11 protein-coding genes are annotated in these 16883 nt (G+C 40.4%); 6 read left to right on the forward strand and 5 right to left on the reverse strand.

The genetic code is table 11. The features are described 5' to 3' along the window. Positions 1–13: 13 nt before the first annotated feature. From AACU33_RS12445 to AACU33_RS12460, 4 genes are all read right to left on the reverse strand, one after another. Positions 14–4225: a two-partner secretion domain-containing protein gene (locus AACU33_RS12445; protein WP_096588823.1), complete on the reverse strand. Its 4212-nt coding sequence runs from the start codon at positions 4223–4225 to the stop codon at positions 14–16. A 55-nt stretch (positions 4226–4280) separates the two neighbouring features. Next, a complete protein-coding gene (locus AACU33_RS12450) occupies positions 4281–8561 on the reverse strand; it encodes a two-partner secretion domain-containing protein (protein WP_096588825.1) in 4281 nt (1426 codons plus the stop codon). A 356-nt stretch (positions 8562–8917) separates the two neighbouring features. Continuing rightward, the gene (locus tag AACU33_RS12455) at positions 8918–10447 is read right to left on the reverse strand and encodes a class I adenylate-forming enzyme family protein (RefSeq protein ID WP_096588827.1); all 1530 of its coding nucleotides are present in this window, start codon (positions 10445–10447) and stop codon (positions 8918–8920) included. Positions 10448–10735: 288 nt separating this feature from the next. After that, on the reverse strand, positions 10736–11209 hold the full coding sequence (locus AACU33_RS12460) for a hypothetical protein (protein ID WP_096588829.1): 474 nt from the start codon (positions 11207–11209) through the stop codon (positions 10736–10738). A 296-nt stretch (positions 11210–11505) separates the two neighbouring features. Here AACU33_RS12460 and AACU33_RS12465 point away from each other — a divergent pair, with 296 nt between their 5' ends. The 4 genes from AACU33_RS12465 (at position 11506) to AACU33_RS12480 (ending at position 14683) form a co-directional block, all read left to right on the forward strand. Beyond that, positions 11506–12348 carry a phytanoyl-CoA dioxygenase family protein gene (locus AACU33_RS12465; RefSeq protein WP_096588831.1) on the forward strand — a complete coding sequence of 281 codons (843 nt, stop codon included), beginning with the start codon at positions 11506–11508 and terminating at the stop codon, positions 12346–12348. A gap of 277 nt (positions 12349–12625) precedes the next feature. Next, positions 12626–13717, forward strand: coding sequence for a WD40 repeat domain-containing protein (locus AACU33_RS12470; protein WP_096588833.1), 1092 nt, complete (start codon positions 12626–12628; stop codon positions 13715–13717). 86 nt (positions 13718–13803) lie between these two features. Further along, entirely contained in the window at positions 13804–14208 is a 405-nt protein-coding gene (locus AACU33_RS12475) for a hypothetical protein (RefSeq protein ID WP_096588835.1), read from the forward strand. A gap of 334 nt (positions 14209–14542) precedes the next feature. Continuing rightward, the gene (locus tag AACU33_RS12480; RefSeq protein WP_339375955.1) at positions 14543–14683 is read left to right on the forward strand and encodes a hypothetical protein; all 141 of its coding nucleotides are present in this window, start codon (positions 14543–14545) and stop codon (positions 14681–14683) included. A 178-nt stretch (positions 14684–14861) separates the two neighbouring features. Here AACU33_RS12480 and AACU33_RS12485 read toward each other — a convergent pair whose 3' ends face one another. Beyond that, positions 14862–15185, reverse strand: coding sequence for a hypothetical protein (locus AACU33_RS12485; protein WP_096588837.1), 324 nt, complete (start codon positions 15183–15185; stop codon positions 14862–14864). 162 nt (positions 15186–15347) lie between these two features. Between AACU33_RS12485 and AACU33_RS12490 the strand changes: the two genes are divergently transcribed. Next, positions 15348–15482: a hypothetical protein gene (locus tag AACU33_RS12490; RefSeq protein WP_339375956.1), complete on the forward strand. Its 135-nt coding sequence runs from the start codon at positions 15348–15350 to the stop codon at positions 15480–15482. Between the two features lie 454 nt (positions 15483–15936). Continuing rightward, complete coding sequence (locus tag AACU33_RS12495; protein ID WP_096588839.1) at positions 15937–16755, forward strand: SDR family NAD(P)-dependent oxidoreductase; 819 nt, start codon at positions 15937–15939, stop codon at positions 16753–16755. Positions 16756–16883: the final 128 nt, after the last annotated feature.

Consider the following 16883-nt stretch of genomic DNA (forward strand, 5'->3'; position numbering starts at 1 on the left):
AAAAAGATCTTGTTCACTTCACTATCGGACACATCCCAGAACTAGTAGTAGCAGCAGGTGTAGCATTTGGCGCTTGCGCAACCAAGACAATATTACCGTCAGCAGTTTTCACCAAACCTTGCGCCTCAACAATTTGCGAAGGATTCCCCCTTCGGGTTCGGAAGTTCGGACTCGACGGGAAGCGGAGCCACTGCGTTGGGCGGGTTCCCCGACTTGAAGCAAGTGGCGTCCAAGACTCCGACTTCCTCACTGCCTCTTTATATTCCTCCGTCATCGCGCCAGTATCAGCATTTTCCCCATCCAAACTGGCTAACGGACTGAAGCTAGTTGCGCCTACAAGCGGTTCCAACGAAGTGGGTGGTAAACTACCGCGTCCAGTAACGACAAACTTACCCAAAGGTTTAGAATTGTGGACTCTAGGACAAGTTTGGGCAATTTGACTACTCGCATCAACCAATCCTGTAGGTAATTCCAGCAGTTTTTGCGGTGGTTGGACTTGTGGTTGAGAAATAGTGATTTGTCCCTGTACGCCTAATTGAGAACTTGCAGTGATATCACTCTGATTTGTAGGCTTGGGACGGGCTTCGATACCAAAGATAGCCTGAGTGCTGATATTCACATTACCACCTTTACCAGTGAAAGCATTAGCTGAGATATCGCTGTTTTCGTTGGGTATGGCGACAATGAAAGGCGAATTGATGGTAATGTTACCGCCATTACCCCCAGCTTGGGCTAACCCTGCGGTAGTGGAAATATTGCTATTGCGACGCAGCAATAACAAATCTGCAATGTTGAAATTTATATTTCCGCCATCTTTGGAATTAGTGACGGCAGCAATCTTGCCATTATTGTCAAGTTTAACCAAACCTGAATTGATGAAAATGTCTCCGGCGTTTCCTTCAGCGAAGCTACTAGAACTTATTTGCGCATTATTGGTAACGAGTAAATCGCGAGCAGTAATATCAATATTGCCACCCTTACCTTGACCCACAGGTTCTTCTTCTTGTCCTACCGTACTCTGGATTCCACCTTTCCAACCATTAGCATCCACACCATCAAAGGAAACCTCACCACCTGCGATAACTTTAACATTGCCAGCAGATCCTTCTCCAACAGTAGAGGTTAGAATTTGAGCGCCATTTTTGAGGGTAATATTGCCAGTGGTATTAATGATAACGTTGCCTGAATTGCCTTGCCCTACAGTAGCGGAAAATAAGATTGCATCGTCAGCAAAAAAGTTACGTGCTTGGATTTCAATATCGCCACCTTGACCCACCCCGTTTGCTTCTACGCTACTAAATAGAGGGGCATTTGAACCAATATCTGATCTGTTTCGGTTACTTGATATCGAAATATTTTCTCCTGCATGAAGTGAAATTTTACCTGCATTTCCTCGCCCACCAGTACTAGTTGCCAAACCTGACTGTGACTGGCTAGTAATAATTAAGTCTCCTATTGTATTAATAGTTATGTTACCAGCGTTACCTTTACCTCTAGTTGTGGTTTGCAAATTAGCTCCATCAGTTAAATAAAAATTGCTAGCTTGGATCGTGATATCTCCTCCATTTCCAACTCCTGATTTATCTACATCTCCAAAGATTCCACTTTTATCCGTAATTGAAACATTACCACCTGCTTGCAGATTAATTTTACCTGCATCTCCTTGTCCTGAGGTAAACGCGGCTATAAATGATTGATCGGCATCAATATTATTTACTGTCTTAATTGAAATATCGCCAGCCAAGCCTTTACCGCCTAAATTAACAGCAGTGACTCTAGAATTAGTATCTAAAGAAAATGAGCCAGCCTGTATATTTATATCACCACCATTTCCAACTGCTTGAGATTGGATGTTGCTGACAATAGTGCTTTGATTTATCAATTTTAAAGAATCAGCTACTTGTGCTGAAATGTTTCCTGCATTACCAACTCCGGATGTAGGAGAAAACAATTTAGAATTATCTAGCAGAAGCGTCCTAGCTTTGATATCTATATTGCCACCATTGCCTACAGCACTAGTTCCAACATTGCTATAGATCTTGCTGTTAATCAAAGATGCAGAATCCTGAACATCCAAAGAAATATTGCCAGCGTTTCCTTTTCCTATAGTTGTTGTTAGCAAAATTGAATTATCGAGTGAGAATTTTTTTGTTTGAATATTGATGCTACCACCATTCCCTGTAGAATCTAAATTGCTTCCCAGGAAACCACTGCTAATTTCTGAAGAGAAAATATTAGATTCTGGGTCTGGGCTAGAAATAGAAACTGTATCCAATGCTTGTATAAATATGTTACCAGCATCATTACTACTATAAGCAGTAGCGTCAATTTTTCCACCATCTTTTAAGAATAAATTTTTCGTATTAATACGAATAGTACCACCCTTAGCTGCTTCACCTAAGTTAGAACTACTAATGTTACTGATTTGAAAAATCTCGGTAAAAATTTGTCCATTCTCATCCACTTTTGTTTGACAAATTGCCGAGCCAGAACAGTAAGATCCTGGGACTATAGATTTGGAAAAACCATTAACACTAACTGTATCCTGTGCGTTAATAGTGATATCACCAGTATTACCTAGTCCGAAAACATTATTCTCGATGTAAGATCCACCACTCAAAGAGAGAGTTCCGGTTTTAATACGGATTTGTCCTGCGTCACCTAACGATCCTTGAGATGTACCACTGCTAGCAAAACTGTTATTATCAAAAGTAATGCGATCGCGCGCATCAATTATAATATTGCCTGCGTTGCCTCTGCCTGAAGTTGAGCTAGAAATTAAAGCTTCATCTTTTAACTGGAGAGAACCTGTAGTAATTTGAATATCACCAGCTTTACCTATACCTTCATCATTAACATCACTAATAATTTGGGTACTGTCATCAACACCCTTGCCTTGTAAATTAACTGCTTCGCGCGCATTAATTATAATATTGCCTGCGTTGCCTCTACCTGAAGTTGAGCTAGAAATAAAAGCTCCATCTTTTAACTGGAGAGAACCTGCTTCTATTTGAATATTGCCACTATTGCCAATGGCATTATTTTCTATACCACTAATAATTCCACCATCATTGGTTAGAGAAATGCCATCTTTAACTTGTAAGAATATATTTCCACCGTTTCCTTGCCCGTAGTTAATTACATTTAGATACGCATTATTATCAAAATTTAATGCATTTGTATTGATCTTGATATCACCTGCCTTACCAAAAGCTTCTTCCTTAAGAACATTAGCGATAAAACTACCGTCTGTTAAAGTCGTTGTTCCTGTCGCATTAATAACAATATCTCCGGCTTGACTCTCTGGCGTACCCAAACCGCTATCTATCCCAGCCCGTATTATACTTTCACCTGTCAAGTTTAGATTTCGCGCATTAATCTTGATGTTACCGCCATTCGCACCCCGAACATTTACCTGTGCGCTATTGCTTAAATTGACATCTGCTCTTTCTACGCTATCCGGCATTGTTAAACTGAGGTTATTATCTGCAAAATTTAGCCCCACATCACCAGGTGCAGACAACCCTGCTAACTCAATATTTCCACCAAAAGCCTTGAGTTCTCCGCCGTCAATATTGATATCTCCACCAACAAGCAGCAAACTTTCACCATCTGGTACTCTTAAACCTGTCGCAATGTCACCAGTAGGACTAATACCTGCATTCGCCGTTGATTGAACAGTAATTTTCCCTTGATTGAGTTGATTAAAAAATAACGCCGAAGGGTTGACATTTAATACTGGTGGTGCTTCTGGGTTTGTGGCACTAAATATTCCTTGTTCGCCAAATCTCACTCCGTTGGCAGTAGTCCCCACGAAGGAACCGCTTACATCTAACTTGGCATTTTGTCCAAATACAATACCATTGGGGTTGATGAGAAACAAATTGGCATTACCCAAAACTCCCAAAGTGCCCAAAATATTTGATGGATTTCCACCCGTCACCCGCGATAGTATATTTCCTACTCCAGATGGATTTATAAAATATACTCGTTGCCCATCATTAATATTAAACTGGCTAAAACTGTGAAATAAATTAGCACCGCGTTGCGCGCCGCCATCGATAAAGTCATAGTTAACACCGTTAATCGGAACGTTCTGTATGAGGAGAGAACTTTCTGCGCCTAAAGTATTATCGGGGTTGATCTGGCTGTAGGCTGGAGTGCTGGCGAGCAAAATCGGGATGAACAAAAGGGAGTTTTGAAGCCAATTCTGTATCTGATTCATCGCTGGTTACTCTTAGGGCTGATGCGTTGCATTAAACTCACACTTATTAATATTTCTAGCGAGATGTAACACATGCACTAGTCGCTGTTGTAGCCGCAGGCGTGGCTGTCGGTGCTTGGGCTAGAAGGGCAATTTTGCCATCAGCAGTTTTCACCAAACCTTGGGCTTCAATAATTTCCGAAGAACTCTCCGCGTCTTTATATCCCTGCGTCCCCGCGTTACCATCAGCATTTTCTCCATCCAAACTGGCTAACGGACTAAGACTAGTTGTACCTGTGAGTGGTTCTAAAGAAGTGGGTGGTAAACTACCGCGTCCAGTCACGACAAAGCTACCCAAAGGTTTAGCATTCGGGCCTCTAGGGCAAGTTTGGGCAATTTGACTACTCGCATCAACCAATCCTGTAGGTAACTCCAGCAGTTTTTGTGGGGTTTGGACTTGCGGTTGAGAGATATTAATTTGTCCCTGTACGCCTAATTCTGAACTTGCAGTGATATCACTTTGATTTGTAAGCTTGGGACGGGCTTCGATACCAAAGATAGCCTGAGTGCTGATGTTTACATTACCGCCTTTACCAGTGAAAGCATTAGCAGAAATATCGCTGTTTTCGTTTGGTACTGCAACAATGAAAGGCGAATTAATGCTGATGTTACCGCCATTACCGCCAGCTTGGGCTAACCCTGCGGTAGTGGAAATATTGCTATTGCGACGCAGCAATAACAAATCTGCAATGTTGAAATTTATATTTCCGCCATCTTTGGAATTAGTGACGGCAGCAATCTTGCCATTATTATCCAGTTGCACCAAACCTGAATTGATGAAAATGTCTCCGGCGTTTCCTTCAGCGAAGCTACTAGAACTTATTTGCGCATTATTGGTAACGAATAAATCGCGAGCAGTAATATCAATATTGCCACCTTTACCCGTACCAAAAAAGTAGTTTTCTTCTCCTACCGTACTCTGAATTCCACTTCCCAAACCATTCGCATCCACACCATCAATAAAAACCTGACCGCTAGCGATAAGTTTGACATTACCAGCATCCCCTTCGCCAATAGTAGATGTCATAATTTGAGCGCCATTTTTGAGGTTGATATTACCAGTAGTATTTATTTGAACGTTACCTGAATTTCCTTGTCCTAACGTACCAGCTAGTAATTTTGCACCATCAGCAAAAAAGTTAGTAGCTAGAATTTCAATATCACCACCTTTACCCACTCCGTTTGCTTCTACGCCACTAAATAGACTGCTTCCTAGACTAATATCTGGGCTATTTAAGTTACCTGATATGGAAATATTTTCTCCTGCTTGCAGTGAAATTTTACCTGCATCTCCTTGTCCGTTGGTAGTAGTTGCCACTATGGATTTATCAATATTTAAGTTCTCTGTTGTCTTAATAGTAATATTACCAGCACTACCTTTTCCTACAGTTCTGGTTTGCAGTTGAGCCTCTTCAGTTAACAAAAAATTGCCAGCTTGGATGGTAATATCACCACCATTTCCAACTCCGGATTCTGCTACATTACCAAAAATCCCTCCGCCAACAGCAATTGAAACATTACCGCCTGCTTGGAGGTTAATTTTACCTGCATCGCCTTCTCCATTGGTAAAAGTAGCAATAAAAGACTCACCAGCCAAATCAATGTTATTCACTGTATTAATTAAAATATCACCAGCAGAGCCTTGACCGCCTAAATTAGCAGCAGTGATTCCAGAAACACCATCTAAAGAAAATGAGCCAGCAAGTATATTTATATCACCACCATTACCAACTGCTCCGGCTGCATTACTACTGAAAATATAGCTTTGATTGTTCAGTTTCAAAGAATCAATCACTTGCACTGAAATATTTCCCGCATTACCAATTCCGTAGGTTGGAGAAAACAAACGAGAGTTATCCAAAGAAAGTGTCCTGGCTTTGAAATTTATATTTCCACCATTACCTACTGCTTCAGGCTCAACATTGCTGAAGATTCTGCTGTTAATCAAAGATGCAGAATCTTGCACATCTACAGAAATATTACCAGCGTTTCCTGTGCCTATAGTTGAAGTCAGCAAAGCAGAATTATTGAGTGAAAATTTCCCTGTTTGAATATTGATATTACCGCCATTACCTGTAGAGTTTAAATTGTTTCCCTGGAAAGTACTGCCGATTTGTGAAGAGAAGACACCATATTCAGGACTGGAAATAGAAACTGTATCTGATGCCTTAATAAATATATTGCCACCATCATTATTACTAATGACATCAGCGTTAATTCTTCCCCCATCTTTGAGAACCAGATTTTTCGTATCGAGCCGAATATCACCACTATTAGCTGTTTCACTTAAGCTAGAACTGCTAATGTTACTAGGTAGCAAATTCTCGGCTATAATTTTTCCGGTTTGGGATACTCTTGTTTGACACAATACTAATCCAAAACAGCCGGAAACTGGTACTTTCCCAAAACCATCAACGGTAACTGTATCTTGTGCGTTAATAGTGATATTACCTGAACTTCCTTGCCCACCAGTAGTAGTATTTACTGTTGCACCATTTGTTAAAGATAACGAACCAGTTGTGATTTGAATATTTCCACCTTTACCAGCATTTGCTGATAGTGCTTGGCTGTTGATGCCAGTAATAAATGTACCAACGATGCCATCTAATTTAATTGCATCACGGGCGTTAATTGTAATATCGCTACTATTACCTTGTCCTGCAATATTATTATCAATTTGAGAACCACTACTTAAGGACAGAGTTCCGGTTGTAACGCGAATTTCTCCGCCGTTACCTATTGCTTCTAGTGATGTGCCAGCACGAGCATAACTGGTATTCTCAAAAGTAATGCGATCGCGCGCATCAATTGTAATATTTCCGGCGTTTCCTTTGCCTAAACTTAGGCTAGAAATAAAAGCTCCATCCTGCAACTGGAGAGAACCTGTAGTGATTGAAATATCTCCGGCTTTACCTACACCTTCATAATTTACAGAACTAATAATTCGGGTACTGAAATCATACACACCTCGACCTTGCAAATTAATTGCGTCGCGCACATTGATATTAATATTGCCTGCATTTCCTTGCCCATAAGTTTTGCTATTGATTTCCGAAGATGACAGCGATAAAGAACCTGCATCTATTTGAATGTTTCCACTATTACCAACAGCAGCAATTTCTAAACCACTAAAAATAGCACTAGCGTTACTTAAAGAAATATCATCCTTTACTTGTAAAAGGATATTTCCCCCGCTTCCTTGCCCGTATTTAGTAGCATTAAGTTGACCGTTATCAAACTTCAAGGAACCTGTATTAATCTTGATATCACCAGTTTTACCAAAAGCTTCTTCCTCAAGAATATTGGCAACAAAACTACCTTCCTTCAAAGTAGTTGTTCCCGTCGCATTAATTACAACATCTCCGCTTTGACTCTCTGGCGTACCCAAACCGATATCTATTCCCGCCCGCAATTTACTGTCTCCAGCCAACTCGACATTGCGAGCATTAATTTTGATATTACCGCCATTATCGCTGCGGACATTAGCTACCGCCCCATTACTGAAAGTTACATCTGCTCTTGCTACGCCATCCGGTATTATTAAACTGAGGTTATTATCTGCAAAATTCAGCCCCACATCACCAGGTGCAGACAACCCCGCTAGCTCAATATTGCCACCATAAGCCTTGAGTTCTCCGCCATCAAGGTTGATATCTCCACCAACCAGCAGTAAACTTTCACCATCTGGTACTCTTAAACCAGTTGCGATCGCACCAGTAGGACTAATACCTGCATTCGCCGTTGATTGAACAGTAATTTTCCCTTGATTGAGTTGATTAAAAAATAACGCCGAAGGGTTAACATTCAACAGTGGCGGTGCTTCTGGGTTTGTGGCACTAAATATTCCTTGTTCGCCAAATCGCACTCCGTTGGCGGTAGTCCCCACAAAGGAACCGCGTACATCTAATTTGGCATTTTGCCCAAATACAATCCCATTGGGGTTGATGAGGAACAGATTCGCATTACCCAAAACTCCCAAAGTACCCAAAATATTTGATGGATTTCCACCCGTCACCCGCGATAGTATATTTCCTACTCCAGATGGATTTATAAAATATACTCGTTGCCCATCATTAATATTAAACTGGCTAAAACTGTGAAATAAATTAGCACCGCGTTGCGCGCCGCCATCGATAAAGTCATAGTTAACACCGTTAATCGGAACGTTCTGTATGAGGAGAGAACTTTCTGCGCCTAAAGTATTATCGGGGTTGATCTGGCTGTAGGCTGGAGTGCTGGCGAGCAAAATCGGGATGAACAAAAGGGAGTTTTGAAGCCAATTCTGTATCTGATTCATCGCTGGTTACTCTTAGGGCTGATGCGTTGCATTAAACTCACACTTATTAATATTTCTGGTGAGGAGTAACATATGCAATAGTTGCCCTTGTAGCCCCACAAGGGCTTGCATCAGCAGTTTTCATGACAGCGAAAATTAAACCTTGCGGGCGATCGCTTTGACAACGTGCCTAGGGCTGATGTTATCCAACTGCGAAAATCTGACAATATTTTTCGTTTTCTTGCGCACAGGCTGTCGAGAAGAACAGAATGGAAATCTCTTGTTCTCTACCAACAAATTTGCGATTCCTCTCTCAAGCCAGCCGTTCTGATAATGATGGCATAAATTAGCTCCAAGTAATTACGAATTATTCCAAACTATGAATATAGTGGGAAATTGGCTGTTGCCCAATCTCGTAATGTTTTACGGTGGATTTTACCTGTTAAGCCTTTAGGTAACTCCGGTAAAAAGGCAATATTTTCGGGGATTTTGTAAGCTGCTATTCTTTCACTCATAAATTCCTTTAATTCTGTTTTGCTGAGGGAATATCCTGCTTTCAATACGACAAATGCTTGCACAATTTCACCCCAAGTTGCATTTGGTACACCAACAACTGCGGCTTCTTTCACAGATGGATGTTGATATAAAACTGCTTCCACTTCTAAAGGCGAAATATTAGAACCACCCCGAACGATAATTTCTTTTTTACGACTTACAAACCAGTAATAATTATCTGCATCCATCCAACCTAAATCACCTGTATATAACCAGCCATCTTTTAATACGGCGGCGGTAGCTTCTGGCTGATTCCAATAGCCAAGCATCATTGCTTCACTTTTGACAATAATTTCGCCAATTTCGCCTTGAGGAACATCTTCCCCGTTGTCATTGACTATTCGCAGCATCATTCCCTCTGTAGCTTTACCAATAGAACCAAGGCGTTTAGCATCGTTAGGGTTCATGCTATAAGGAATTACCTCTGTCATCCCGCATCCTTCAAGAATTTCTACACCAAATATTTGGGTAAAACGTTGTTGTAACGTTGCGGGAACTGCATCACCACCAGCAAAACAAAGTTGCAAACTATCTAGACGGTAAGCAGTTACTTCTGAATAGTTCACCAAAGCGTTATACATGACTGGTAGCCCGTAAAGTTTGGTAACACCATGTTGCTGGAGATTTTGCAAGACTAATCCTGGTTCAAAACGAGGGATAATTACTAATGTTGCACCTACACTCACAGATGAAATCATTTGCAAGGCAAAACCAAAGATATGACACAGAGGTAACATCACACCACTAATATCTGCATTGCTTAAATTGGTTTGTTGGCTGTGATATGCGGCTGTAATCAGTAAAGATTTATGGGTGTGGGTAACGCCTTTGGGACGGGCTGTGGTGCCAGAAGTGTATAAAATTGCCGCGATCGCACTTGCATCTAATTTAGGAAATTCTATCTCTTTTCCATACTGCTGCAACAGTTCCTCAAAATTATGCAGGTTAGCAGATCTAGAGTTATTACATAAGACAAAGTATGATTCTACACTGGTAAGATTATCTTGGATCGCCTGAATTTCCCCAAATAAATCTCCTTGGCTGATACAGATTTTAGCTTGACAGTGATTGAGGATATATTCGAGTTCCGGTGCTTTCAAACGATTGTTGAGAGGAACTGCGATCGCACCAATTTTAAAACAAGCGTAATAACAAAAGACGATTTCTGGACAATTTGATAGATGAATAGCAATGCGATCGCCTTGAGAAACCCCCATCCTCATCAAGGAAGCAGCGATTTTGTCTGTAATCTCATTCAAGTCTTGATAGTTCCAAGCTCGATCCTCGAACAGAATCGCTATTTTGTCAGAGTATAAGTTACTAGCATTGATTACACAATCGCCAAGACTCATATTATATGTTTCCTTCCCAGGCTAAAGTTATATACGTTGATTCATTGCGCATAGGCGCAGATTAATTACCACCAAGCTGCAAAATAAAGCTAAGTGCTGATATCAATTGATGAAAATTCTGGCAAAGATAGTTTTTTCGTAGGGGTTTAGCAATGCTAAACCCTCTACTCAATCTTTATGAACTTCCAGAAATTAAATTATTCAATCAGCAAAGGCGAAGATATTGAGCAAATTCTTTCTCTCCCTCTGCTACCCTAGCGATAGGATATTTTTTTAGTTGGAAGTCCCTTAACCCACACCCATAGCTGCAACAAGCTGCTCTAATGACTGTGGTTGCATAAAATTGGTGTATTTTGCTGCTAGTTCTGGGGTTAACAATTCCAACAACAAGCGGTTTTCAATCCATAATTCTATAACTTCAAAAAATCCGCCGCGATCGCAACGTACCACACGCCAACCTTCACGTGCGGCAATTGCAAAAATCTGTTCTTGGCTTGTAGGTACATCAATAGCTGCGTGTACTGCTTGAAACTGGCTAGAAGAATTAGAGTCTCGAAACTGCACTTCTGCATCACCATTACCAGGAACCAATTCTGTACCTAGTGGATAAACCTCAATCATGGTTCCTCTTCCATCCCAAGCCATAGCCATATAACTATCGCCATGAATAAGGAATGGTAACACACGTCCTCCCCAAAGTTCCGCGATCGCTTCAGCAACTTGACGGGGATTAGCAGCAGGAATCGAAATGTGACGAATCATTTTTAACCTCTTTGTACTTGACAAACTACTGTTTTCTGAATCGATAGTTGTAGTCTGTCTTGTCCTATTGCTCATCTTCCAGGTCAAAAAGTGTTCACTTTTTGCTTATTGTTGAATATGGCGGAATATAAGGATGCTGACAAACAAACCAAAAATTCTCGACCAGTCAAAAATGAACAATAAAACTTAATAATTTAAAATATCCAATTTTGGTAAATTGCTTTCAGACTAGAAGTAACTGACTCAACAATAAAGCTTATATTACATATCAATATATATATAAAACTCAAGGAAAAATGCCTAAATATCTAACTGGACATAAGCCAACTACAGAGCAACTCAATGAATGGATTGAGTATTTTCATATTAATGGCTTTCTAGTAATTGACAATGTGTTAACGCCCGAACAATGTGAACTTCTAAGAAATGATTTAGATGAAGCTCTCAAGCAGACTGAAGGTAAAAATTATCATAAATCAAAAAAGATTATGAAAAGAATGTTTGAGCATTCTCAGCATAATTTAAATCTTTTTGCTTTGGAGCCAATTGTTACATTTGCAGAACATTTAATTGGTGGTGCAAATGGCATAGGCTACTCAATAGATGATGGGATTCCCAACGCTAATATAATTCATGTTATTCACAACAACTCATTTAAGATTCCTCCAGAAACTGACGGTTTGGCTAAAAATGCCTGGCATCAAGACGATACGCCGCACGTAATTTCACTGGATGGTCAACCCTTGACTAATATTCGCCTCAATGTTCTGGCATTCACTGTGAATTACTACTTAACAGATGTACTTTTTGAAGAAAATGGGCCAACTCAGGTAATTCCTGGATCTCATCTATTTGGTAAGTTCTGTGACGGTAATATATCAGGATATGAAGACCAAATTTATAGCTGCTTGGGAGCAATGGGTTCTGCCGTTTGCTTTAACAATCAGGTATGGCATAGAGGCTCTAGAAACTCTTCCTCTATCACTCGCTATATTACTCAAATTACCTACGCTAAGAGACTAGTTGGTCATAAGTACGCACCATTTATGAATTATCAAATGCCTAGTCACTGCTATGAAGGAGCAGACCAAAGATTGAAACAACTCTTAGGATTTCTTCCCAATGGCGCTTATGGTTAATCTGACTTCTGTTGGTAAACCGGAATTAATCTTTCCTGTTCTGGCGTTCAAAGCTGCTACTCTGCTGTCCGTAACTCTCAATAGTTGGTTGTGCTGGTTTGGGTTTGAGGAAGTTCAAAATCTTCATATAAAAACTTTTATTAATTTGAGTCCTCAAGAGTCGAGCTTAATTTGCATAAAACATTTCCAGAACTGAGGGCGAAGAAAAGGCAGCAAGCTACGCATCCCGAAGAGTATCATTAAATGTCTTGCACTGAATATTCTTGGCAACGCATCTATGATAAAAACCAAATTTATCAGAAAGCTGTTATCTAGTAAGTACCCAAAAATTTTATTCAATCGAAAAAAAGCAAATAAAGCCCTAGTTATTGCGCTAACCCTTACTCTCACTGTCATTGATGTACATCCTTCCAGTTCAAATTCACCTATCGGTAAACCTCATATTCAACTGATTCACACGCTGACTGGTCATCAAAAAGTTACTTTTGGTGTTCCAGCAATTGTGATTAGCCCAGATGGGCAAACCCTAATTAGTGGGGGTAGGGACGATACTATTAAATTCTGGAATATACACACAGGAAAGTTGCTGCGTAGTATAAATGCTCAGTCAGACGGCGTTACCTCAATTGCCATTAGTCCAGATGGAAAGCTTCTTGTTAGTGGTGGAATAACCAGCCCGACAATGAAAATTTGGGATTTACGCACCTTGAAGATGCTTCACGTTGACGGCGGACATACACTACCAGTAGAAACCGTTGCTATTAGTTCTGATGGCAGATTGATTGCCAGTGGCAGTGACGATCGCACAATCAAGCTTTGGGATTTACATACTGGAAAACAGTTTAATACTATTGCTGCACATTCAGCTTATGTGAGTAATGTGGCAATTAGCCCTGATATGCAAATTCTTGTCAGTAGTAGTGGCAGTGATGACAACACAATTAAGCTGATTGATTTAAAAAATCGCAAAATACGCCATACCCTTCAAGGACACAAGACCCCAGTTGATGCTATTGCTATTACGAAAGATAGTAAAAAGCTCGTTAGTGGCAGTTTTGGTCAGTTAGTCTCTCGAAATCGTGCAATTAGCACCCTAAAGTTATGGAATCTTCAAACTGGAATACTGCTGCATGATTTTCCTGACAATTTTAGTTCGGTTAAATCCCTAACCATTAGCCCAGATGGAAAAATTCTTGTCTGCGGCAATGATGATGGCACTATTAAACTATGGAGCCTCGATACTCTAAAATTGCTAGGCACCTTTGAAGATGGTTCTAGTTCTGTTTTAAGAGTTGCTATTAGCCCGGATGGAAAGCTTCTTGCCAGTAGCAATGAGGACAGCGTTATCCATATCTGGCAATTTAATTAACGCAATCACCAGACCTGCCAATGGTTATTACTGGCGAATGATGCAGGAACATCCACCGATGCAGATTTATCAATTAGAGGTTAAATATGAGGAGTGATGGGGCGATCGCGGTATTCTTATTGTTATTAGTACAGCATGGCGTAAATAAACAGACCATACACGGCGGAAAGCCGCCCTTCACCGATCGGCATGGCTCCCCCGCTATGTATGCCGATCATGAGCAAGCCACGCTGAACACCAGTTTTCTTCCTGATTGGATAGCTAATGAGTTTCTAGGCGGTGTCGGAGTAGAAAATAACTTGGACTGGCGTTATATATGGTACGCTCTTGACCAAGTAATACGTTTTGGTGCTGATGCTGATAAATTAAAGTTTGATATGGGCAAGTGGTCAGATGGTAAGCCTGTTATGCCAATTCAAGTTTATTTGCATTCTGTGAATAATTCGCTATTGACTTCACGTGCCAGGGCATTTTATTCAAACAAGATTTAATCTAATTGCTGCTGCCACCTACTTGGGTTACTCTCTCTGGTGTTGGTGGGTGGTAAGCCATAGACTTTTAGCTTATCAGAACAGCGATCGCTCCATTATTTTTCTTAGAGGATAAAAGGGCGATGCCTGCGGCGGCAAGCTACGCACTTTGTACAGAGTACAGCATAGACAGTGCCCATAAGGAGGTAAGAAATTATGAGTGCTTCAAATATTTACACTTGGGAATCATATCAACGATCAAGAGGAAATCATATGATGTCCAGTTAAACGCTTGTCATTGCGTTCGCCCTTGGCGTTCCCGAAGGGTACGGAGTGAAGCAATCGCAGAGACCTTGTGATTGCTACCCTGCGGGAAGCCACTACTCTTCGAGAAGCCGCTACTCTGCGAGAACGACTTCGTCGAACGCGTCTACGTGTCTACGTTCCACTGCGTTACACTCGCAATGACATATCACAAGTAATTTACCGGACATGATATCATTACTAGAGATTGTATTTGCCAAAGTCTAGCAATTAGTTATCGCACTTCCCAATAGTTATAATTGATGTTAAAAAAAACACTCAGTTATTAAATAGTTTTCAATACACATTGTCAGAATAAAGATTATTGATATTATTTTTATCGGCAATCCCCATGTAAGCAACTTTTCGTATTATTCTTTCTTTATCACCTGAATTCCCCCTCTAGCAATTCCATGATTTTTTTGTTTTTCCTGACAAGATTCCATTGTCATTGTCCCATCAGAGCGAGCAAAAAACTGAGCGCAAAGTTTGCCTTCATGGAGATTAATTAAATTGAGAATTTCCTGAGGAGACTTGCTTAAAAAGTTGTAAACATTTAATTGACAATAGTGACATTTTCTCACATCATTATCACCTTCCATATCTGCCCAACGAACCTGACATGGCTCCTGAATAATAATTTCCACATCATCAAGAGAACTAACTGCCTTAAATCTCCTTTCTTTCTTTGACATATTTAAATTTGCCTCTATGGTTTTATCTTGCTAAAAGATGGGGTACGATACCTGCGGTAAATGCTTGCCTATGGACAACTGCCAATTAAACTACTTTAGCTACAACTTTACAGAAATTGATAGCTTCATTCTATACTGTTGTGTTTGCTCTCAACTGAGCGAATGGCATCAATAACAATATTTGGTCGTTTTTGGGAATTGTATGACCATGAAAAGAAGGAGATTTTTTCTACTTTGCGATCGCCTATAGCAGGCGTGTACACCATCGCAAAGTACAAAACGGGTATTCGACCATAAAGCCAGTCAGGCTCTAAGGTAAGTAACCTTTTAGTTTAACTCACAGATTTCAACCATAAACTGACCGCGGCGGACTACTTATGGTTTCAGTCACAGTTTTCTCGCGCACAGGGTGTCGAGAAGGACAGGATATTTTTTAACTCGCAGATAGAAAAATTAGTTACTACAGGGAAATAAGCGTTAAACTTTCTTGAAGATGTCTGCTTTCTTTTGCCACATATAATCTAGAGTCTCTTGATAAATTCAATTCTGATGTTTATTCCGAATCGGCAATTGATGAAAAATTTTTCCCTAAAATTATTCCTTGATTCCAGATGAAATCGTCTATAAGGATGAGGCTTTTAGTTAAATACTCCGCTTCAATGTGACTGTATCAAAGTAAGTTTTTCATCTGTAACATCAACACAGTTTGGAGAATAGGCAAAAAATTTTACCAGTTTACGTTCGCTGACATATGACTAACACAGTAATTATTACAGGCGCATCGCAAGGAATTGGCAAAGCTACAGCATTACTATTTGCCAGACATAACTATAATGTTGTGCTGGCAGCTCGTCAACTTGAGCGTTTAGAAGCAACTGCTGCACAGATCCGGGAACTGGGACAAGAAGCGATCGCAATTGCTACAGATGTAAAAGATCCTATCCAAGCAAACAACTTAATCGAGAAGGCAATAGCTCATTTTGGTCAAGTGGATGTATTAATTAATAATGCAGGTATCTTTGGCTTGGGGCCTGTCGAAGATTTTAGCTTAGATGATTGGCATCAGATAATTGATACCAATTTGTGGGGCTACATCCATACTATTAATGCCATATTGCCCCATTTTTTAGAACGTCGCCAAGGAACCATTGTTAATGTCAGTTCTATTGGTGGTATAGAACCAATTCCTTACCAAATTCCTTACACAACCAGTAAGTACGCCATAACCGGCTTAACAAAATCTCTACACGCCGAGTTATCGCCTAAAGGCATTCATGTTAGCGGCATTTATCCCAGTTTTATCAGTACTCAACTGATGGAAAGAGCAATCTTTCGCGGTAAGGATGAGGAAACAGCTGAGGCGCGTTCGGAATTGGTAGATAAAGCCGTGCAAACTCCTGTGCTAGAAAAACCGGAAGATGTAGCTAAATCAATTTGGGATGCAGTCAAGAATCGGCGTTCTGATGTCATGGTAGGGACAGCAAACCTTTGGAAAGCAGTTTATCATTTGTCTCCTGCCTTAATGCAGTCCCTTTTTCGGCGCGTCTTTGGTATGAAAGAACGGAGTTAGTACGTTTTCAAAACTTCTTGCTTTACCTGTGACACTTGCTTGTGATTTGATAACTAAATTTGGAACTTGAAGCCTATAGTTTCGTTTAATTTAAGCTGCTGTAGTTTTTTATGAAACAGCGCTGGTTA

Origin of the sequence: Calothrix sp. NIES-2098 (assembly GCF_963875125.1) — a bacterium.
In the GTDB taxonomy this organism is placed as follows: Bacteria; Cyanobacteriota; Cyanobacteriia; order Cyanobacteriales; family Nostocaceae; genus Aulosira.

Excerpts from the sequence above, each read along its gene's own strand:
- AACU33_RS12445 (WP_096588823.1), bottom strand. The coding sequence starts at position 4,225 with ATGAATCAGATACAGAATTGGCTTCAAAACTCCCTTTTGTTCATCCCG.
- AACU33_RS12450 (WP_096588825.1), bottom strand. The coding sequence starts at position 8,561 with ATGAATCAGATACAGAATTGGCTTCAAAACTCCCTTTTGTTCATCCCG.
- AACU33_RS12455 (WP_096588827.1), bottom strand. The coding sequence starts at position 10,447 with ATGAGTCTTGGCGATTGTGTAATCAATGCTAGTAACTTATACTCTGAC.
- AACU33_RS12460 (WP_096588829.1), bottom strand. The coding sequence starts at position 11,209 with ATGATTCGTCACATTTCGATTCCTGCTGCTAATCCCCGTCAAGTTGCT.
- AACU33_RS12465 (WP_096588831.1), top strand. The coding sequence starts at position 11,506 with ATGCCTAAATATCTAACTGGACATAAGCCAACTACAGAGCAACTCAAT.
- AACU33_RS12470 (WP_096588833.1), top strand. The coding sequence starts at position 12,626 with ATGATAAAAACCAAATTTATCAGAAAGCTGTTATCTAGTAAGTACCCA.
- AACU33_RS12475 (WP_096588835.1), top strand. The coding sequence starts at position 13,804 with ATGAGGAGTGATGGGGCGATCGCGGTATTCTTATTGTTATTAGTACAG.
- AACU33_RS12485 (WP_096588837.1), bottom strand. The coding sequence starts at position 15,185 with ATGTCAAAGAAAGAAAGGAGATTTAAGGCAGTTAGTTCTCTTGATGAT.
- AACU33_RS12490 (WP_339375956.1), top strand. The coding sequence starts at position 15,348 with ATGGCATCAATAACAATATTTGGTCGTTTTTGGGAATTGTATGACCAT.
- AACU33_RS12495 (WP_096588839.1), top strand. The coding sequence starts at position 15,937 with ATGACTAACACAGTAATTATTACAGGCGCATCGCAAGGAATTGGCAAA.